18 protein-coding genes and 1 tRNA gene are annotated in these 20,614 nt (G+C 71.6%); 18 read left to right on the plus strand and 1 reads right to left on the minus strand.

The genetic code is table 11. The features are described from left to right. Positions 1-111: 111 nt before the first annotated feature. Positions 112-183, minus strand: a tRNA-Arg gene (locus ABT345_RS11395). Between the two features lie 276 nt (positions 184-459). On the opposite strand from ABT345_RS11395, the gene ABT345_RS33235 reads away from it, so the two are divergent. From ABT345_RS33235 to atpE, 18 genes are all read left to right on the plus strand, one after another. Next, positions 460-1,026, plus strand: a complete 567-nt coding sequence (locus ABT345_RS33235; RefSeq protein ID WP_386459206.1) for a response regulator — start codon at positions 460-462, stop codon at positions 1,024-1,026. Positions 1,027-1,207: 181 nt separating this feature from the next. Continuing rightward, positions 1,208-2,320, plus strand: a complete 1,113-nt coding sequence (gene nrtL, locus ABT345_RS11405; protein WP_345086215.1) for an ArgS-related anticodon-binding protein NrtL — start codon at positions 1,208-1,210, stop codon at positions 2,318-2,320. Between the two features lie 27 nt (positions 2,321-2,347). Then, positions 2,348-3,739, plus strand: coding sequence for a diaminopimelate decarboxylase (lysA, locus tag ABT345_RS11410; RefSeq protein ID WP_345086213.1), 1,392 nt, complete (start codon positions 2,348-2,350; stop codon positions 3,737-3,739). Positions 3,740-3,878: 139 nt separating this feature from the next. Next, positions 3,879-5,180: a homoserine dehydrogenase gene (locus ABT345_RS11415; protein WP_345086211.1), complete on the plus strand. Its 1,302-nt coding sequence runs from the start codon at positions 3,879-3,881 to the stop codon at positions 5,178-5,180. Between the two features lie 8 nt (positions 5,181-5,188). Further along, positions 5,189-6,274, plus strand: a complete 1,086-nt coding sequence (gene thrC / locus ABT345_RS11420; RefSeq protein ID WP_345086209.1) for a threonine synthase — start codon at positions 5,189-5,191, stop codon at positions 6,272-6,274. A 321-nt stretch (positions 6,275-6,595) separates the two neighbouring features. Then, positions 6,596-7,513, plus strand: coding sequence for a homoserine kinase (thrB, locus tag ABT345_RS11425; RefSeq protein WP_345086207.1), 918 nt, complete (start codon positions 6,596-6,598; stop codon positions 7,511-7,513). Positions 7,514-7,890: 377 nt separating this feature from the next. After that, the gene (gene rho, locus ABT345_RS11430; protein WP_345086205.1) at positions 7,891-9,912 is read left to right on the plus strand and encodes a transcription termination factor Rho; all 2,022 of its coding nucleotides are present in this window, start codon (positions 7,891-7,893) and stop codon (positions 9,910-9,912) included. Between the two features lie 369 nt (positions 9,913-10,281). Beyond that, positions 10,282-11,406: an LCP family protein gene (locus ABT345_RS11435; protein WP_345086203.1), complete on the plus strand. Its 1,125-nt coding sequence runs from the start codon at positions 10,282-10,284 to the stop codon at positions 11,404-11,406. 222 nt (positions 11,407-11,628) lie between these two features. Then, the gene (gene rpmE / locus ABT345_RS11440) at positions 11,629-11,853 is read left to right on the plus strand and encodes a 50S ribosomal protein L31 (protein WP_345086201.1); all 225 of its coding nucleotides are present in this window, start codon (positions 11,629-11,631) and stop codon (positions 11,851-11,853) included. 163 nt (positions 11,854-12,016) lie between these two features. Next, positions 12,017-13,096 carry a peptide chain release factor 1 gene (gene prfA, locus ABT345_RS11445; protein WP_030280727.1) on the plus strand — a complete coding sequence of 360 codons (1,080 nt, stop codon included), beginning with the start codon at positions 12,017-12,019 and terminating at the stop codon, positions 13,094-13,096. Between the two features lie 44 nt (positions 13,097-13,140). Further along, on the plus strand, positions 13,141-13,986 hold the full coding sequence (prmC, locus tag ABT345_RS11450) for a peptide chain release factor N(5)-glutamine methyltransferase (RefSeq protein ID WP_345086198.1): 846 nt from the start codon (positions 13,141-13,143) through the stop codon (positions 13,984-13,986). Between the two features lie 50 nt (positions 13,987-14,036). Next, positions 14,037-14,684: an L-threonylcarbamoyladenylate synthase gene (locus ABT345_RS11455; RefSeq protein ID WP_345086196.1), complete on the plus strand. Its 648-nt coding sequence runs from the start codon at positions 14,037-14,039 to the stop codon at positions 14,682-14,684. Continuing rightward, the gene (locus ABT345_RS11460) at positions 14,681-15,412 is read left to right on the plus strand and encodes an arsenate reductase/protein-tyrosine-phosphatase family protein (RefSeq protein ID WP_386459197.1); all 732 of its coding nucleotides are present in this window, start codon (positions 14,681-14,683) and stop codon (positions 15,410-15,412) included. Before ABT345_RS11455 ends, ABT345_RS11460 begins: the two co-directional genes overlap by 4 nt. A gap of 226 nt (positions 15,413-15,638) precedes the next feature. After that, positions 15,639-16,967, plus strand: a complete 1,329-nt coding sequence (glyA, locus tag ABT345_RS11465; RefSeq protein WP_345086192.1) for a serine hydroxymethyltransferase — start codon at positions 15,639-15,641, stop codon at positions 16,965-16,967. Positions 16,968-17,120: 153 nt separating this feature from the next. Next, on the plus strand, positions 17,121-18,452 hold the full coding sequence (locus ABT345_RS11470) for an MraY family glycosyltransferase (RefSeq protein ID WP_345086190.1): 1,332 nt from the start codon (positions 17,121-17,123) through the stop codon (positions 18,450-18,452). Between the two features lie 302 nt (positions 18,453-18,754). Beyond that, positions 18,755-19,192 (plus strand): Cg1360 family ATP-synthase-associated protein, encoded by a 438-nt coding sequence (locus ABT345_RS11475; RefSeq protein WP_345086188.1) that lies wholly within the window; start codon positions 18,755-18,757, stop codon positions 19,190-19,192. Positions 19,193-19,471: 279 nt separating this feature from the next. Continuing rightward, positions 19,472-20,269, plus strand: coding sequence for a F0F1 ATP synthase subunit A (atpB, locus tag ABT345_RS11480; RefSeq protein ID WP_345086656.1), 798 nt, complete (start codon positions 19,472-19,474; stop codon positions 20,267-20,269). 76 nt (positions 20,270-20,345) lie between these two features. Next, entirely contained in the window at positions 20,346-20,588 is a 243-nt protein-coding gene (gene atpE / locus ABT345_RS11485) for an ATP synthase F0 subunit C (protein WP_030280712.1), read from the plus strand. The last annotated feature ends 26 nt before the right edge of the window (positions 20,589-20,614 follow it).

The raw sequence follows: 20,614 nt of genomic DNA on the forward strand, positions 1-20,614 counted from the left end.
CTCCCGAGGACGAGGCGGCGACAAGGAAGACGTGTGAGCTTCGGGGCATAAAGCAAGGACCCTGATCAGCTTCTCAGTTGATCAGGGTCCTTTTCGGCACTTCCTGCGAAGTGCCCCCGGCAGGATTCGAACCTGCGCACACGGCTCCGGAGGCCGTTGCTCTATCCCCTGAGCTACGGGGGCGTTTCGCCGTGTTGCTCGGCGACGGGTAGAACACTACCAGCTCCGATGGGGTGTTCCGGCACGTGATCCGGGGGAGGGCCGGGAAGATCGTTCCGAGGCGGGCGGGGCGGCCCGGGACGGGGCCTCGATGTGCGTCCTAGCGCATGCCGGAGGCGTGGGGGGAGCGGTCGGGGAAACGTCCCCCGCACGGGGGCCGAAGTGCGGAAAAGGGGTACGGCGCCGGAGGCGGGCACCTAGTCTCGTCGTGTGCCTGGCTTGTGCGGTCGGATCCTTGTTGTGGATGACAGCAAGGGGATCCGGCAGTTGATCAGGGTCAACCTTGAGCTGGAGGGCTTCGAGGTCGTGACCGCGGCTGATGGTGCCGAGTGTCTGGATGTCGTGCACCGCGTGAGACCCGATGTGGTGACCCTCGACGTCGTGATGCCGCGGCTGAACGGTCTGCACACGGCGGCGCGGCTGCGGGCCGACCCGCGGACCTGGGACATCCCCATCGCGATCATCAGCGGCTGCACCCAGGGTGAGGCGGACAGCGGTCGGTCCGTGGGCGTCGATGCGTTCTTGGGCAAGCCGTTCGAGCCGGCGGAGATGGTGCAGACGGTGGCGCGGCTGGCCCGGGAGGGGCGGCGGCCGGTGGCCGGCGAGGACGCCGCCGTGGCCGACCGGCTGGCGGCGGAGCGGGCCGCCGGGATGGCGCTGGTGCGGCAGCAGCCGGGGCTCGCCGAGCACGCCGCGCATCTCGAATGCGGCGACCATCTGGACCGGCAGGACCACCTCGCGCCGCACGGCGGCGAGCGGTACCACAGCTGGCGGGGCGATCTCGGCGACCGCCGGGCCTCGTCCTGAGGCGGATCGCCTCCTGTACCGGACCGCGTCCTGACGCGGATCGCCTCCTGACGGCGGCCGGCTCCTGAGGCGGACCGCCGGGAGCGCCGGGGCCGCCTGACGGGTGCCCCGCCCGCGCCCCGGTGTCCACCAGGCGAAACCTGGTCGCATGGGTGCCCCCCTTCTCCCATACGCTTGTCCTGTGACCCCCGCCGAGCTGTCCCGTACCGTCCTGCGCTCCGTGCGTGGTGCCGTGGCGGAGCGGGAGCTTTCCGTGGCGGTGCCGGAGCGGGTGGTGGTGCGGCCCGCGCCGCACTCCGGGGACTACGCGTCCAACGTCGCGCTGCAGCTCGCCGCGGGTGCGGGGCTGCCCGCCCGGGAGGTCGCCGAGGTGCTGCGGGGGCGGCTGGCCGGCTGCCCGGGCATCGCGCGGGTCGAGGTCGCCGGGCCCGGATTTCTGAACTTCACCCTGGGGGACGACGCACCGGCCGAGCTGGTCCGCACCGTTCTTGCGCAGGGCGCGCGCTACGGCACCGGCGGCGCCCGCCCGGGCCGCCCCGGCGCCGCGACCGCCCCGCCCTCCGGTGGCGCCCGCGGGCTCGTCGTCGCCGAGGCGCTGGCCCGGATCGACGCGGCCGTGGACGGGCCCGCGACGCGGTCGGACGGTGCCGTGCCGCAGGGCGCGGCGGCGTCCGACGGCGATCGGGCGGAGCTGGCGCGGCTCATCGCGCACCTCGGCGGTGACGAGGCGCGGTGGGCGCTGCTGCGGCCGGCCGCGCACGACCCGGTGCGGCTCCCCGAGCGGCCCGCGCAGCGGGAGGAGAACCCCCGCTTCCGGGTGCAGTACGCGTACGCCCGGACCCAGGCGCTGGTGCGCAACGCCCGTGAGCTGGGATTCACGGGCGCGCCGGGCGACACCGGCCCCGAGACACCCACCGGAACCGGCACGGAGAACGGCACCGGGACGCCCACCGGCCCCGAGACGCACACCGGCCCCACGAGCGGCGCGGGGACCGGCGCCGGGACCGAGGCCGAGAGCCGTCCCGCCGCCCACGCCCTCCACCTCCTCCTCGGCGGTTTCCCGGACGTCGTCGCGGCCGCGGCGCGGTACCGGGCGCCGGATCGGGTGGTGCGTCATCTGGAGGCGCTGGCCGAGGCGTATCTGCGGTGGCAGGGCGCGTGTCGTCCGCTGCCCGTCGGCGAGGAGAAACCCTCGGCCGTGCACCGCGCCCGGGTGGCCCTCGCCGATGCCACCGGAACGGTGCTCGCCAACGGCCTCCGCCTGCTCGGCGTCTCCGCACCCGTACGACTTTGAACGACATTCGAGGGGATCTCCACCACCATGAGCCGTTCCGCCCACCCCGCCGGGCCCCGTCACGCCGATGTGCTGCCCGAGGGGCACTACGCCGGGCCGCCCGCCGACCTCAACTCCCTTGACCCGCGGGTCTGGTCGCGTACCGTCCGGCGCGACGCCGACGGCGTGGTGACCGTCGGCGGCATCGATGTGAAGACGCTCGCCGAGGAGTTCGGCACCCCCGCCTACTTCCTCGACGAGGAGGACTTCCGGGCGCGCTGCCGGGCCTGGCGGGAGGCGTTCGGGACGGGCGCCGACGTGTACTACGCGGGCAAGGCGTTCCTGTCCCGCGCGGTGGTGCGGTGGCTGACCGAGGAGGGCCTCAACCTCGACGTCTGCTCCGGCGGCGAGCTGGCGACCGCGCTGGGCGCGGGGATGCCCGCCGAGCGGATCGCGCTGCACGGCAACAACAAGAGCACCGAGGAGATCACCCGCGCGGTCGAGGCGGGTGTCGGGCGGATCGTGCTCGACTCCTTCCAGGAGATCGCGCGGGTCGCCCACATCGCGCAGCGGCTCGGCAAGCGGCAGCGGGTGCAGATCCGCGTCACCGTCGGCGTCGAGGCGCACACCCACGAGTTCATCGCGACCGCGCACGAGGACCAGAAGTTCGGCATCGCGCTGGCCGGCGGGCAGGCGGCCGAGGCGGTGCGGCGGGCGCTCACCCTCGACGGTCTGGAGCTGACCGGCATCCACAGCCACATCGGCTCGCAGATCTTCGACATGGCCGGCTTCGAGGTCTCCGCCCGGCGCGTCGTCCAGCTGCTGACCGCGGTGCGCGACGAGCACGGCGTGGAGCTGCCGGAGATCGACCTCGGCGGCGGCCTCGGCATCGCGTACACCTCGGACGACGACCCGCGTGAGCCGCACGAGATCGCGAAGGCGCTCGGCGAGATCGTCACCAAGGAGTGCGAGGCGGCCGGGCTGAGCGTGCCGCGGATCTCCGTCGAGCCGGGCCGCGCGATCATCGGCCCCACCGCCTTCACGCTGTACGAGGTCGGCACCGTCAAGGAGCTGGAGGGGCTGCGGACGTACGTCTCCGTCGACGGCGGGATGTCGGACAACATCCGCACCGCGCTGTACGACGCGGAGTACACCGTCGCGCTGGTCTCGCGGACCTCGGACGCCGAGCCGATGCTCTCGCGTGTCGTCGGCAAGCACTGCGAGAGCGGCGACATCATCGTCCGGGACGCCTTCCTGCCGGCCGACGTGGCCCCCGGTGACCTGCTGGCGGTGCCCGCGACCGGTGCGTACTGCCGCTCGATGGCCAGCAACTACAACCACGCGCTGCGGCCCCCGGTGGTGGCCGTCGAGGGGGGCGCGGGCCGGGTCATCGTCCGCCGGGAGACGGAGGAGGATCTCCTGCGGTTGGATGTCGGATGACGAACTCGTTCGCGTGTCCGGCGCGGACGACATAAATGTCTCGGTATCCGGACGAGGCGCGGAAAGTGCCGTCCGGTGCGTGAGACTTAAGAAATCACCAAGAAGAAAAACGGCAGTATCGATGAAAAGCAGAGGTCGAATGATGCGTACGCGTCCGCTGAAGGTGGCGCTCCTGGGCTGTGGTGTGGTCGGCTCAGAGGTGGCGCGCATCATGACGACGCACGCCGACGACCTCGCGGCCCGCATCGGTGCACCCGTGGAGCTCGCCGGGATCGCCGTCCGCCGCCCCGACCGCGTGCGCGAGGGCGTCCCGGCCGAGCTGGTCACCACCGACGCGATGGAGCTGGTCAAACGGGACGACGTCGATGTCGTCATCGAGGTCATCGGCGGCATCGAACCGGCCCGTGAGCTGATCACCACCGCCTTCGCGCACGGCGCCAGCGTCGTCTCCGCCAACAAGGCGCTGGTCGCCGCCGACGGCGCGGCCCTGCACGCCGCGGCGGAGCGGCACGGCGCGGACCTCTACTACGAGGCAGCGGTCGCCGGCGCGATCCCGCTGGTCCGCCCGCTGCGCGAATCGCTCGCCGGCGACAAGGTCAACCGCGTCCTCGGCATCGTCAACGGCACGACCAACTTCATCCTCGACAAGATGGACACCAGCGGCGCCGGATACAGCGAGGCGCTGGACGAGGCCACCGCCCTCGGGTACGCCGAGGCCGACCCGACCGCCGACGTCGAGGGCTTCGACGCCGCCGCGAAGGCCGCGATCCTCGCCGGGATCGCCTTCCACACCCGGGTGACCATCGACGACGTGCACCGCGAGGGCCTGACCGAGGTCACCGCGTCCGACATCGCCTCCGCCAAGCGGATGGGGTGCACCGTCAAGCTGCTCGCCATCTGCGAGCGCGCCGCGGACGGCGCGTCCGTCACCGCCCGCGTGCACCCCGCGATGATCCCGCTCAGCCATCCGCTGGCCTCCGTCCGCGAGGCGTACAACGCGGTCTTCGTGGAGTCCGACGCCGCAGGTCAGCTGATGTTCTACGGACCGGGCGCCGGCGGCTCGCCGACCGCCTCCGCGGTGCTCGGCGACCTCGTCGCGGTCTGCCGCAACAAGGTCGCGGGGACCACCGGCCCGGGGGAGTCCGCGTACACGCAGCTGCCCGTGAGCCCCATGGGTGAGGTCGTCACGCGGTACCACATCAGTCTCGACGTGGCCGACAAGTCCGGCGTCCTCGCGCAGGTCGCCACGGTCTTCGCCGAGCACGGGGTGTCGATCGACACCGTCCGTCAGCAAGGGCGGCCCGACGCCGACGGCGAGGCGTCCCTCGTCGTCGTCACCCACCGGGCGGCCGACGCCGCCCTGTCGTCGACCGTCGAGGCCCTGCGGGGGCTGGACACCGTCCGCGGTGTCGCCAGCATCATGCGGGTCGAAGGGGAGTAAAGGAACCCATGTCTGCCAATTCCACCGCGTCCGCCGCGAACGGCCAGTGGCGCGGAATCATCGAGGAATACCGTGACCGGCTGCCGGTCAGCGACACGACCGAGGCGGTCACCCTGCGGGAGGGCGGCACGCCGCTCGTCCCCGCGCAGGTGCTGTCCGAGCGCACCGGCTGCGAGGTGCACCTCAAGGTCGAGGGTGCCAACCCCACCGGGTCCTTCAAGGACCGCGGGATGACGATGGCCATCACCCGCGCCAAGGAGGAGGGCGCCAAGGCGGTGATCTGCGCCTCCACCGGCAACACCTCCGCCTCCGCCGCCGCGTACGCGGTGCGCGCCGGGATGGTCTGCGCGGTGCTGGTCCCGCAGGGCAAGATCGCCCTCGGCAAGATGGGTCAGGCGCTGGTGCACGGCGCGAAGATCCTCCAGATCGACGGAAATTTCGACGACTGTCTGACGCTCGCCCGTGGACTTTCGGACAAATATCCGGTCGCACTTGTGAACTCCGTCAACCCTGTGCGTATCGAGGGTCAGAAGACCGCGGCGTTCGAGATCGTCGACATGCTCGGCGACGCGCCCGACATCCATGTGCTGCCCGTCGGCAACGCCGGCAACATCACGGCGTACTGGCGCGGCTACCGCGAATACGCCGCCGACGGCATCGCCTCGCACACCCCGCGGATGTGGGGTTTCCAGGCGTCCGGCAGCGCCCCGATCGTGCGCGGCGAGGTCGTCAAGGACCCGCACACCGTCGCCACCGCCATTCGCATCGGCAACCCCGCCTCGTGGGCGTTCGCGGAGCAGGCGCGGGACGAGTCGGGCGGCCTCATCGATGAGGTGACGGACCGTCAGATCCTGGCCGCCTACCGGCTGTTGGCCGCGCAGGAGGGCGTCTTCGTGGAGCCCGCCTCGGCCGCCTCGGTCGCCGGTCTCCTCAAGGCCGCCGACGAGGGCAGGGTCGACCCCGGTCAGCGCATCGTCTGCACGGTGACCGGCAACGGCCTCAAGGACCCCGACTGGGCCGTGGCCGGTGCGCCGCAGCCCGTCACCGTCCCGATCGACGCGGACGCCGCGGCCCAGCGCCTCGGTCTCGCGTAACCCCGCAACCGCACACGTCGGGCGTACGGCGGGTCACCGGCTCCCGGAGCAGGTGACCCGCCGTGCAGCAAAGAGTGCAAAGGCTGCAAAGTCGGAAGTGGGGCACGGCTCGGCGTGCGACACGCATCGTGCGCCTCCCGTGCGCCCTATGTCGCCACAGAACCTTCCTTCGATAGGCTGGCAGCCAACTCCCCTCCGCACGGCATGACGCAGTGGTGTGCAGGGCAGGTCAGACACAGTCCCCGCCGGCCGGCCGGGCGCCTCGGCGCCCCGGTGGCGCGGGGCAGTACCGCAGCATCAATCAAGGAGAGTCATCGAGCGATGGCCGGTCCCGCGTTCCGTGCCGCCGCCGTCCGGGTGCGCACCCCCGCCACCAGCGCCAATCTCGGCCCCGGCTTCGACGCCCTCGGCCTGTCGCTGGGGCTGTACGACGATGTCGTGGTGCGGGTCGCCGACTCCGGTCTGCACGTAGACATCGCAGGTGAGGGCAGTGACACCCTCCCGCGCGACGAGAGCCATCTGCTCGTACGCTCGCTGCGCACGGCCTTCGACCTGCTCGGCGGGCAGCCGCGCGGGCTGGAAATCGTCTGCGCCAACCGCATTCCGCACGGCCGCGGCCTCGGCTCGTCGTCGGCGGCCATCTGCGCCGGCATCGTCGCCGCCCGCGCCGTCACCATCGGCGGTGAGCAGCGGCTCGACGACACCGCGCTCCTGGAGCTGGCCACCGAGATCGAGGGCCATCCCGACAACGTCGCCGCCTGTCTGCTCGGCGGCTTCACCCTGGCCTGGACGGACGCCGGGGCGGCCCGCGCCATCCGGATGGAGCCGGCCGGCTCCGTCGTCCCGGTCGTCTTCGTCCCCGGGAAACCGGTGCTCACCGAGACCGCCCGCGGACTGCTGCCGCGCACCGTCCCGCACGTGGACGCCGCGGCCAACGCCGGTCGTGCCGCACTGCTCGTCGAGGCGCTGACCAGGCGCCCCGAGCTGCTGCTGGCCGCGACCGAGGACCGACTTCACCAGGAATACCGCGCCCCCGCGATGCCGGAGAGCGTGGCGCTGGTGAACCGACTGCGTGCGGACGGTGTCCCCGCGGTCATCTCCGGTGCGGGCCCGACGGTGCTCGCCCTGGCCGAGGAGGACTCGGCCGACAAGGTCGCCGCACTGGCGGGAGAGGGCTGGGCGGCCAACCGGCTGACCCTCGATGCGGCAGGCGCCTGCGTGCTGCCGCTCGCCGGGTGACCACCGCGGGTGATCGACGATTGCCGGTCTTGGGAAGGGGGAATGTTTGTTGGATCCGGTAGTGTTAACCTCAAGTCAGTACTCGACGCCTGAGTGGCGCGATGCTTCGTGTCCCTATCGGGACCACCTTTCTTCCGGGAGCCCCCCAAACTGCTCGAAGCAATGGCCCGAGCAGGAATGAGCACGCTCCGGAATCGGCGTGACGGACATGGGTCACACAGCATCCCTTCGCGCCGTACCAATGAATTGATCTTTCCGCCGTATCCGGCGGGACCACCGCCCCGGCCCGGTTCGCAACACCGCGGGACCACCAGCCGGACAGCACAACCGGTCGCCGAGCCAGACAGGCCGACGCCCGCTCCAGGGAAGGACCCTTCGTGAGCGACACCACCGATCTGATGGGCGTGCGCACCGATGGCAGTGCCACCGCGCCCGCCACGGACGCTCCCGCCGCGCCTGCCACCGGTGCTGCCGGCACCACGCGGCGCCGCCGTTCCGGTACCGGCCTCGACGGCATGGTCCTGGCAGAGCTGCAGCAGGTCGCCTCCGGCCTCGGCATCAAGGGCACCGCGCGGATGCGCAAGAGCCAGCTGATCGAGGTCATCAAGGAGAGGCAGGCCGCGGGCTCCTCCGGCTCCGCCAAGGCCGACGCGCCCGCCGAGACCGACACCAAGCCCAAGCGCCGCACCACCTCCAAGGCCCGTACGGGTGAAGGCGACACCAAGGCCGCCGAGAAGCCGGCCAAGGCCGACAAGAGCGCCGACAAGCAGGCCGGTCAGCAGCAGATCGACATCCCCGGTCAGCCGGCCAGCGACGAGCAGCCGGCCGGCGAGCGCCGCCGCCGCCGGGCCACCGCGGCCGCCGGCAGCCCCGAGGGCGCGGCCGACACCAAGGCCGAGCCGAAGGGCAAGGCCGACACCGTGGTCGACGAGCGGCCCGCCAAGGGCGAGCAGGCCGACCAGCAGCACAAGGGCGGCGACCGCCAGGACCGCGGCGACCGTCAGGACCGCGGCCCGAAGGGCGACCGCGGCGACCGCCGCGACCGCCAGCAGGGCCGCCGCAACAAGAACGACGGCAACGACTCCGGTGGTCAGGGCGACCGCCGCGACCGTCAGGACCGTCAGCGGGACAACCGCCACGACGACGGCGACGACTTCGAGGGCGGCCGCCGTGGCCGCCGCGGCCGCTACCGCGACCGCCGGGGCCGTCGCGGCGGCCGTGAGGACTTCGGCAACGAGCCGCAGGTCTCCGAGGACGACGTCCTGATCCCCGTCGCGGGCATCCTCGACATCCTCGACAACTACGCGTTCATCCGGACCTCCGGCTACCTGCCCGGCCCGAACGACGTGTACGTGTCGCTGGCCCAGGTCCGCAAGAACGGCCTGCGCAAGGGTGACCACGTCACCGGTGCGGTGCGTCAGCCGCGCGACGGTGAGCGGCGCGAGAAGTTCAACGCGCTGGTCCGCCTCGACACCGTCAACAGCGTGGCGCCCGAACAGGGCCGCCAGCGGCCGGAGTTCGGCAAGCTGACGCCCCTTTACCCGCAGGAGCGGCTGCGCCTGGAGGGTGAGTCGGGCGGTCTGACGACCCGGATCATCGATCTGGTGACGCCGATCGGCAAGGGCCAGCGCGGTCTGATCGTGGCCCCGCCGAAGACCGGTAAGACCATGATCATGCAGGCGATCGCCAACTCGATCACCCGCAACAACCCCGAGTGCCACCTGATGGTCGTCCTCGTCGACGAGCGGCCCGAAGAGGTCACCGACATGCAGCGGTCGGTCAAGGGCGAGGTCATCTCCTCGACCTTCGACCGTCCCGCCGAGGACCACACCACCGTCGCCGAGCTGGCCATCGAGCGCGCCAAGCGCCTCGTCGAGCTGGGCCACGACGTGGTCGTCCTGCTGGACTCCATCACCCGTCTGGGCCGTGCGTACAACCTCGCCGCGCCCGCCTCCGGCCGCATCCTGTCCGGTGGTGTCGACTCGACCGCGCTCTACCCGCCGAAGCGGTTCTTCGGCGCCGCGCGGAACATCGAGGACGGCGGTTCGCTGACCATCCTGGCCACCGCGCTGGTCGAGACCGGTTCGCGAATGGACGAGGTGATCTTCGAGGAGTTCAAGGGCACCGGCAACCTGGAGCTCAAGCTCGACCGCAAGCTCTCCGACAAGCGGATCTTCCCCGCGGTGGACGTCGACGCGTCGTCCACCCGTAAGGAGGAGATCCTGATGGGCGCCGACGAGCTGGCCATCGTCTGGAAGCTGCGCCGGGTGCTGCACGCCCTGGACCAGCAGCAGGCGATCGAGCTGCTGCTGGACAAGATGAAGCAGACGAAGTCCAACGCGGAGTTCCTGCTCCAGATCCAGAAGACGACGCCGACCACGGGCAACGGCAACGACTGACGCCCCGGCCGCGCGCCGCCACCGCGAAGCCCCCGCACCGTGCGTGCGGGGGCTTCGCGCCGCTCGGGCCCGATGCGCGGGGTGAACGGCGGTGACCGGTCCGTATACCTCCGTCCGGAGGTGTCCCGCTGAGACCTTTCGCACAGGAGATGCCCGGAACCAGCCGCTTGTCGGTGTCCGAAAACCGGCCATCGCTCCAGGTCGGGACGGACTTACGGGCCGGACGGCCCGCCGCGGGCGCCCGTCCGCGTCCGCCCGGTGCGCTCAGGGCGCTGTGCAACCCTTCCGTCCGGCTCCCCGTCTCCCACGACATGACGCGCCGTGCCCGCACGGGGCGGGCGGGGGCAGCGCACACGGACCGAGGAGCACATGGGCGACAGCAACGGGACGCAGAGGGCCGCGGCGAGCCGCAGCAGCCGCATACGCGCCACCGGGCGCCGCCGCAAGGCGCCCAGCCGGCGCCGCCGCGCCCTGACCCTCGTGCTCTGCGCCGCGGTCAGCTGCCTGCTGCTCACCGGCGCCGGGCTCGGCTACGTCTACTACCAGCTCGACGGCAACCTCAAGGGCATCGACATCAACGCCGCCCTCGGCAAGGACCGGCCCGACAACGTCGACAACGGCTCCCTCGACATCCTCGTCCTCGGCTCCGACTCCCGCGCCGGCAACAACGCCGAGTACGGCACCGACGAGGGCGGCGCGCGCTCCGACACCGCGATGGTGCTGCACGTCTACCAGGGCCACAAGAAGGCGAGCGTCGTCAGCATCCCGCGCGACACCCTCATCACCCGGCCCGCCTGCGTGAAGGACGGCAAGGAGGTGGCCGGCGCGCGGCGGGTGATGTTCAACACCGCCTACGAGGTCGGCGGGCCCGCGTGCGCCGTCAAGACCGTCGAATCGCTCAGTGGCATCCGGATGGACCACTTCGTCGAGGTCGACTTCACCGGCTTCAAGAAGCTCATCGACGCGCTCGGCGGCGTCGAACTCACCACCAGCAAGCCGATCGACGACGACTCCAGCCACCTCCACCTGCCCGCCGGGCACCACGTCCTCACCGGTGAGCAGTCCCTCGGGCTCGTCCGCACCCGGCACGGCGTGCCCGGCGGCGACGGCAGCGACCTGGGCCGCATCCAGCTCCAGCAGACCTTCGTCAAGGCGCTGATGCAGCAGGTCAAGAACGTCGGCGTGCTCACCAGCCCGGCCAAGCTCTACGACATCGCGTCCACCGCGACCAAGACCGTCACCACCGACACCGACCTCAACTCGATCGGTGCGCTCACCGGTCTCGCCAAGACCCTCGGCGGCATCGGCCCGGAGAGCATCCACATGGTCACGCTGCCCGTGGAGTACGACAAGCTCGACCCGGCGCGGGTCTCCCCGCTGCCCCGGCAGACCGCGCAGGTCTGGGAGGCGCTGCGGCGCGACCGCGCCATACCGAAGTCCGCACTCAAGGACTCCGCGGGCGACAAGGGCGGCACCGGCTCGTACGTGAAGTAGGGCCCGTCGCCGCCCGCGCGGCCGCCACGCGACGTGGAGGGGCGGGGACGGCGGGTAACCGCCGGGCGCCGGGGTTTCCCCGCTGCGGGGCGGGGAATACCCGTCGGTCCACCCCGGTTTTGGGAGATGCGACAAGTCCTGGCAGACTGGACCGTCGGCCCCGGTTCACGTGACGCAAACCCGCGGCACGACCCGGAGCACTCCCGAACCTAGGAGATCCCCTTGAAGCGCGACATCCACCCGGAGTACGTCGAGACGCAGGTCAGCTGCACCTGTGGCGCGTCCTTCACCACCCGTAGCACCGTCGAGGGCGGCAGCATCCGCGCCGACGTCTGCTCCGAGTGCCACCCGTTCTACACGGGCAAGCAGAAGATCATGGACACCGGTGGCCGCGTGGCCCGCTTCGAGGCGCGCTTCGGCAAGACCGCCGGTTCGGCCAAGAAGTAGCGACCCGCAAGGCGCCGGTTGCCGGTCGCCCCTCCGAGGGGCGACCGGACCGGCGTTTTGTCGTCCAGGCCACGGACCCGGCCGGGGGTCCGGCAACGCCGCGGCTGCCAGCCGCACCAGGTGACCGGCACCCGGAAACACCAGTCAGCTAAGGAACCCCACGATGTTCGAGGCGGTCGAGGAACTGATCGGCGAGCACGCCGGTCTGGAGAAGAAGCTGGCCGACCCCGCGGTCCACGCCGACCAGCGCGAGGCCATGCGGCTCAACAAGCGCTACGCCGAACTCACCCCGATCATCTCCACCTACCGTTCCTGGAAGCAGACCGGCGAGGACATGGAGACCGCGCGCGAACTCGCCGCGGACGACCCGGACTTCGCCGACGAGGTCAAGGAGCTCGACGCCAGGCGCGACGAGCTGACCGAGAAGCTGCGGCTGCTGCTCGTGCCCCGCGACCCGAGCGACGACAAGGACGTCATCCTGGAGGTCAAGGCCGGTGAGGGCGGCGAGGAGTCCGCGCTGTTCGCCGGTGACCTGCTGCGGATGTACCTGCGCTACGCGGAGCGGGCCGGCTGGAAGACCGAGATCCTGGAGGCCAACGAGTCCGACCTCGGCGGCTACAAGGACGTCCAGGTCGCCGTGAAGACCAAGGGCGGCGGCGGGGCCACCGAGCCCGGCCAGGGCGTCTGGGCCCGGCTGAAGTACGAGGGCGGTGTGCACCGCGTCCAGCGCGTCCCCGCCACCGAGTCGCAGGGCCGCATCCACACCTCCGCCGCCGGTGTGCTCGTCACGCCCGAGGCCGAGGAGGTCGAGGTCGAGATCGGCCCCAACGACCTGCGGATCGACGTCTACCGCTCCTCCGGCCCCGGCGGCCAGTCGGTCAACACCACCGACTCCGCGGTGCGCATCACCCACCTGCCCACCGGCATCGTCGTCTCCTGCCAGAACGAGAAGAGCCAGCTCCAGAACAAGGAGCAGGCCATGCGCATCCTGCGCTCGCGGCTGCTGGCCGCCGCCCAGGAGGAGGCCGAGCGCGAGGCGTCCGACGCCCGCCGCAGCCAGGTCCGCACCGTCGACCGCTCCGAGCGCATCCGGACGTACAACTTCCCGGAGAACCGCATCTCCGACCACCGCGTCGGCTTCAAGGCGTACAACCTGGACCAGGTGCTCGACGGCGAGCTGGACCCGGTCATCCAGGCGTGCGTGGACGCCGACTCGGCGGCCAAGCTCGCCGCCGCCCAGTAGACCCGCACCACCCGTACGCCCGCACGACCCGGCTGGAGGAACCCGTGAACCTGCTGCTCGCCGAGGTGGCCCAGGCCACCCAGCGGCTGGCCGACGCCGGCGTGCCCTCACCGCGCTTCGACGCCGAGGAGCTGGCCGCGCACGTCCACGGCGTCAAGCGCAGCCAGCTGCACACGGTCGCCGACGCCGACTTCGACGCCCGGTACTGGGAGGCGATCGCCCGCCGCGAGGCCCGCGAACCGCTCCAGCACATCACCGGCCGCGCCTTCTTCCGCTACCTCGAACTCCACGTCGGGCCGGGCGTGTTCGTGCCCCGGCCGGAGACCGAGTCGGTGGTCGGCTGGGCCATAGACGCGGTGCGCGCGATGGACGTCGTCGAGCCGGTCATCGTCGATCTGTGCACCGGCTCCGGCGCCATCGCCCTCGCGCTGGCGCAGGAGGTGCCGCGCTCCACGGTGCACGCCGTGGAGCTGTCGGAGCAGGCCCTGACCTACGCCCGGCGCAACGTCGAGGGCTCGCGGGTCAACCTCCACCACGGCGATGCGCTGACCGCGCTGCCGGAGCTGGACGGCCAGGTCGACCTGGTCGTCTCCAACCCGCCGTACATCCCGCTCACCGAGTGGGAGTACGTCGCCCCCGAGGCCCGCGACCACGACCCCGAGCTGGCGCTGTTCTCCGGGGAGGACGGGCTGGACACCATCCGGGGCATCGAGCGGACCGCGCACCGGCTGCTGCGGCCCGGCGGGCTCGTTGTCATCGAACACGCCGACACCCAGGGCGGCCAGGTGCCGTGGATCTTCGCCGAGGAACGGGGCTGGGCCGACGCGGCCGACCACCCGGACCTCAACAACCGGCCCCGTTTCGCCACCGCGCGCCGGGTGTCGCCATGACGGCCACCCCGACGCCCGATGTATCCGTTCCGCACGAGGAGGACCGTTAAATGGCACGGCGATACGACTGCAGCGACGCGACGGACCGCGCAACCGGTCTGCGTGAGGCCGCGTCGGCCGTCCGCCGCGGCGAGCTGGTCGTCCTGCCGACCGACACCGTCTACGGCATCGGCGCCGACGCGTTCAGCGCCGACGCCGTCGGCGACCTGCTGGAGGCCAAGGGCCGCGGCCGCGGTATGCCCTCACCGGTCCTCATCGGCTCGCCCAACACCCTGCACGGCCTGGTCACCGACTTCTCCGAGCAGGCGTGGGAGCTGGTCGACGCGTTCTGGCCCGGCGGTCTGACCCTCGTCGCCACCCACCAGCCGTCGCTGACCTGGGACCTCGGCGAGACCCGCGGCACCGTCGCGGTCCGCATGCCGCTGCACCCCGTCGCCATCGAACTCCTCACCGAGTTCGGCCCGATGGCGGTCTCCAGCGCCAACCTCACGGGACACCCCTCCCCGCAGGACTGCGACGCCGCCCAGGAGATGCTCGGCGACTCCGTCTCCGTCTACCTCGACGGCGGCCCCACGCCCGCCGCCGTGCCCTCCTCCATCGTCGACGTCACCGGCCGCATCCCGGTGCTGCTGCGCGAGGGGTCCATCGGCGCCGAGGAGCTGCGGAAGGTCGTGCCCGAGCTCGAGGTGGCCAATTGATGGCGCCTTTGGGGCGCGGCATAACGGGGCCCGGCGAGACCGCCTTCCCGTCGGTGCCGCCGTCCGGCTACGCCGCCGCCGTCCAGGCCCGCGCCACGGCACCGGCCGCGCCCGCCCGCTTCCGGATCCTGCACGTCAGCACCGGCAACGTCTGCCGCTCGCCGATCACCGAGCGGCTGCACCGCCACGCCCTCGACCTGCGGCTGGGCGGTGCGGGCAGCAGCGGCCTGGTGGTGGAGAGCGCCGGCACCTGGGGCCATGAGGGCGCACCCATGGAGACGCACGCCGCGACGGTCCTCGCCGACTACGGCGCCGACCCGGCCGGGTTCCTGGGCCGCGAGCTGCTCGATGAGCACGTCATCCGCGCCGACCTGGTCCTGACCGCCACCCGCGACCACCGCGCCCAGGTCATCTCGATGGGCCACTCCGCGGGGCTGCGCACCTTCACGCTGAAGGAGTTCAACCGCCTGGTCCGGGCGATAGACCCGGCGACCTTGCCGGAACCCGACCCGGAGCTGCCCGACTACGGCCTGGTCGAGCGGGCCCGCGCCCTGGTCGGCGCCGCCGCGGCGCTCCGCGGCTGGCTGCTGGCGCCCGACCCGGAGTCCGACGAGGTCCACGACCCCTACGGCGCCCCCATCACCTTCTTCCGCTCCATCGGCGACGAGATCAACCAGGCCCTCGACCCGGTCGTCACCGCCCTCACCGGGGTCCCGGCGCGCGCGTAGCCGCCGCCCACGGGCGGCGGCCGGACACCCGGCGGGTGCCGTACGGCGTCGCCTGCGGGGCCCGCCCGCACCCCGGGCCCGCCCCGTAAGCCCCCCTCCCGGCCCTCTGCCGCCCCTCTCCCGGCCCCGTGGCCGTACGGGTACGTCCGGTGCCCGGCCGCCGCGCCCGATCGCCCTGCCGCGCCTACATTGGACGTGAGTCCCCGCACGAGGCCCGGAGCGCGCCATGTCCGCCACCACCGCGTCACCCCGCAGCACGTCACCGGCCGATGCGCGCCCGGGCACCTCTTCGGAGGCCGCGGCCGCCGCCGCCGAGGCCTGCCCGGCGGATTTCGCGGCGCTGGCCGCCGCCGACCCGGAGATCGCCGGGGTGCTGATCGGCGAGAGCGCCCGGCAGAGCGGGACGCTCCAGCTCATCGCCGCGGAGAACTTCACCTCGCCCGCGGTCCTCGCCGCCCTCGGCTCCCCGCTCACCAACAAGTACGCGGAGGGCTATCCGGGCGCCCGCCACCACGGTGGCTGCGAGATCGTCGACCTCGCCGAGCGGATCGCCGTGGAACGCGCCCGGGCCCTCTTCGGCGCCGAGCACGCCAACGTCCAGCCCCACTCCGGCTCCTCCGCCGTGCTGGCCGCCTACGCCGCCCTGCTGCGCCCCGGTGACACCGTGCTGGCCCTGTCCCTGCCGCACGGCGGCCACCTCACGCACGGCTCGCCCGCCAACTTCTCCGGCCGCTGGTTCGACTTCGCCGGGTACGGCGTCGACGCGGACACCGGCCTCCTCGACCTCGACGCGGTCCGCGCCCTGGCCCGCGAGCGCCGTCCCAAGGCCCTGGTCTGCGGCTCGATCGCCTACCCGCGCCACATCGACTACGCCGCCTTCCGCGACATCGCCGACGAGACCGGCGCCTACCTCATCGCCGACGTCGCCCATCCGGCCGGACTGATCGCCGGGGGAGCGGCGCCCAGCCCGGTGCCGTACGCCGATGTCGTCTGCGCCACCACGCACAAGGTGCTGCGCGGGCCGCGCGGCGGCATGATCCTGTGCGGCGCACGGCTCGCCGAGCGCATCGACCGCGCGGTCTTCCCCTTCTCGCAGGGCGGCGCGCAGATGAACTCCGTCGCCGCGAAGGCCGTCGCCTTCCGCGAGGCGGCCACCGAGGCGTTCCGCGGCTACGCCCGGCAGACCGTCGCCAACGCCCGCGCGCTCGCCGCCGCCCTCGCCGATCAGGGCCTGACGCTCGCCACCGGCGGCACCGACACCCATCTGATCGTCGCCGACACCGCCCCGCTGGGCCTCGACGCCCAGGCGGCCCGGGCCCGGCTCGCCGCCGCCGGGATCGTCCTCGACACCTGCGCGTTGGCCTGCCCGGACGGCCCGGCCCGGCGTACCGGCATCCGCCTGGGCAGCGCGGCGGTGACGACGCAGGGCATGGGCGAGGCGGAGATGGTGCGGATCGGGGAGCTGATCGGGGCGGCGCTGCGCGGCGAGAGCGCGGTCCGTGCGCGCACCGCGGCACTGGTCGGCGGTTTTCCGCCGTATCCCGGCCGGAACTGAACGGGAACCGCCCGCGGCCCCCGTCCGTCACAGACCGCAGGGGCGGCGTCCGGCGTCCGTCACCCGGCAGCCCGCCACCTGTGTGTACGGCGTGGTCGTGGACCCGCATAGGGTGTGGGGCTGTGATGGCCAGCTATATCTGTGGGGCAGCCCGTGCGTGAATACCTGCTGACGCTGTGCGTCACGGCCGCGGTGACCTATCTGCTGACCGGCCCGGTGCGCAAGTTCGCCATCGCGGCCGGGGCGATGCCGGAGATCCGGGCCCGTGACGTCCACCGCGAGCCGACGCCCCGGCTCGGCGGCATCGCGATGTTCGGCGGGTTGTGCGCGGGCCTGCTGGTGGCCTCCCATCTGACCAATCTCAAGAGCGTCTTCGCGGACTCCAACGAACCGCGGGCCCTGCTCTCCGGCGCCGCGCTGATCTGGCTGCTGGGCGTCCTGGACGACAAGTGGGGCGTGGACGCGCTGGTCAAGCTCGGCGGCCAGATGGTCGCCGCGGGCGTGATGGTCCTCCAGGGCCTGACGATCCTCTACATCCCGATCCCCGGCGTCGGCACGTACCTGCCGTCGCCGACGCAGGGCACGCTGCTGACCGTCGCCCTCGTCGTCATCACCATCAACGCGGTGAACTTCGTCGACGGCCTCGACGGCCTCGCCTCCGGCATGGTGTGCATCGCCGCCGCGGCGTTCTTCATGTACGCGTACCGGATGTGGTTCGGCTACGGCATCGAGGCGGCGGCGCCCGCGACGCTGTTCTCGGTGGTGCTGATGGGCATGTGCCTGGGCTTCCTGCCGCACAACATGCACCCCGCGCGGATCTTCATGGGCGACTCGGGGTCGATGCTGATCGGCCTGGTGATGGCGGCCGGCGCGGTGTCGGTGACCGGTCAGGTCGACCCGGACCTGCTCAGCCTGAAGACCGGCGGTATCCGCGAGGCGACGCACTCGATGGTGCCGGTCTACATCCCGCTGCTGCTGCCGCTGACCGTCATCGCGGTGCCGGTCGCCGACCTGATCCTGGCGATCGTCCGGCGCACCTGGAACGGCCAGTCGCCGTTCGCCGCGGACCGCGGTCACCTCCACCACCGGCTGCTGGAAATCGGTCATTCCCACAGCCGCGCTGTCCTGATCATGTACTTCTGGTCGGCGCTGATCGCGTTCGGCGCGGTCGCCTACTCCGTCAACAACGCGAGCATGTGGATCGTCCTGGGCATCGTGCTGCTGAGCGCCGTCGGACTGGTGCTGCTCCTGCTGCCGCGCTTCACGCCGCGGGCGCCGATGTGGGCCCAGCGCATCGTGCCGCCGCGCTACCGCAGGGTCGTCCGTCCCGAGCCCGCCGAGGCCGCCGCGGGGGAGCGCGCGGAGGGCGTACGGGAGGAGCGGGACCCGGCGCGCGAGGCGGTCGCCGCGGGGCTGCACGGCGCCACCGCGATCGGCGAGCGGTCACGCTTCGTGGACCGGCGCCGGGCGGACAGTCACCACTGAAACCCTTGTGCGACGTCACGGACGCCCGTCAACCGCGTCGCTCAATCGGGTGACTTGCCGCTATAGCAGACAAAGCGCCGCCTGTCGCTGCACCAACGCGCAGGGTCACGCTCACGTGTGACAGGCGGCACACATTAGAGGTAAAGACCTCATCAAATAGTTTGTGATACCGTTCACGAGACTCGGCGACAGAGCCGAAGGTCCCCACAGCGCGGGGCCTTTGTGCTCAGCAGGTTCTTCCGCCGGCCGGGTCTACGCTCGTCCCTGACGAACACACCCCCACCCCTTGCCGGAGCGCCGCCATGCAGTCGAATGACGCCCGACTACTCGTCCATGCCCTCGTGCCCACGCTTGCCGCCGGCGTCGTCGCCGTCGCGGTCTGCGCCGCGCTCGTGGGCGGCGCGGGGGCCGTCGGTGCCGTGATCGGCACCCTGCTGGTGGTTCTCGTCATGGGAGCAGGGCTCGTCATCCTGCAGCAGACCGCGAAGAAGTACCCGGATCTCTTCCAGATGATGGGCCTTCTGCTCTACTCCGTGCAGATCCTGGCGGTCGCGGTCTTCCTGCTGGCTTTCAAGGACACAACGCTCTTTGACACGAAGGCATTTGCCTTCACGCTGCTCGGCGCCACCCTCGTGTGGATCGCTGCACAGACCCGCGGTCACATGAAGGCGAAGATTCTCTACGTGGACCCTGACTCCGCAGAGGCGAAGAAGGCGGAGACGGCGGGGTCGCCGACGTGACACGTAGGGCCGGAATAAAAGCCCGTACGCGGGCCTGCTATCGTCCGGTGCCAACTACGGCACAGTCGGCGCAGGCGGCTGAGCACCCGAGTTCCACGAGCTGGAGCCGGTGGGCCTCGTGGCCGATGCCTGCGATCCGACCCGGCCCAGCGCCGAGAAGCCGCCCCCTAATCCGCAAGACCAGTCCAGTGCCGCTCCGTGGCTCAATGCCGCGCCGACACAACGAGGTTGCCGTACCCATGCGCCACGCTGAAGGAGCCCGCGGTGAGTGCTGAAACGATGCTCGCCTTCGACACGGAGTGCCACCTCTTCATCCCGGGGTGTGGCTTCGAGGCCCCGGGCCTTCATTCGTTCGTCTTCGATCCGCTCTTCACCATCGGCGGCTTCAACTTCAACAAGCCGATGCTGCTGGCTCTGCTGAGCACGGTCGTCGTGGTGTGGTTCTTCTGGGCCGCCTTCGGTCGCGCCAAGGTCGTGCCGGGCAAGCTCCAGATGGTCGCTGAGGCGGGCTACGACTTCGTGCGCCGCGGGCTCGTGTACGACGCGCTCGGCAAGAAGGAGGGCGAGAAGTACGTCCCCTTCATGGTCGCGCTGTTCTTCTTCGTGTGGATCATGAACCTGTGGTCGATCATTCCGGTCGCCCAGTTCCCGGTGACGTCGGTCATCGCCTTCCCCGCGGGTCTGGCCCTCCTGGTCTGGCTCCTGTGGGTGGGCCTGACCTTCAAGAAGCACGGCTTCGTCGGCGCCCTCAAGAACTTCACCGGCTACGACAAGTCGCTCGGCTGGGTTCTCCCGCTGCTGATGATCATCGAGCTGCTCTCGAACCTGATCATCCGGCCCTTCACCCACGCGGTGCGACTCTTCGCGAACATGTTCGCGGGCCACATGCTGATCGTCATGTTCACCATCGCCAGCTTCTACCTGGCGAACGGCGTCGGCTTCGTCTACGCGGGCGCCTCCTTCGTGATGACCATCGTGATGACCGCCTTCGAGCTGTTCATCCAGGCCGTCCAGGCGTACGTCTTCGTCCTCCTGGCCTGCAACTACGTGCAGGGCGCGCTCGCCGAGCACCACTGAGCACCCCGCCTCCCTCAACCCACAGACGTCCGGTGGCCAACCCCCACCGGTACTTGAAAGAGAAGGAAGAACCGGCATGTCCGCTCTCCAGACCCTCGCCTCCGCAGACGCGTTCACCGGCAGCGCCAGCGCGATCGGTTACGGCCTGGCCGCCATCGGCCCCGGCGTCGGCGTCGGCATCATCTTCGGTAACGGCACCCAGGCCCTGGCTCGCCAGCCCGAGGCCGCCGGCCTGATCCGCACCAACCAGATCATGGGTTTCGCCTTCTGTGAGGCGCTCGCCCTCATCGGCATCGTCATGGGCTTCGTCTTCAAGTAAACCGAAGCCCCAAGACGACCCTTAGA

The organism is Streptomyces sp. NPDC000404, assembly GCF_040300365.1.
In the GTDB taxonomy this organism is placed as follows: Bacteria; Actinomycetota; Actinomycetes; order Streptomycetales; family Streptomycetaceae; genus Streptomyces; species Streptomyces ramulosus.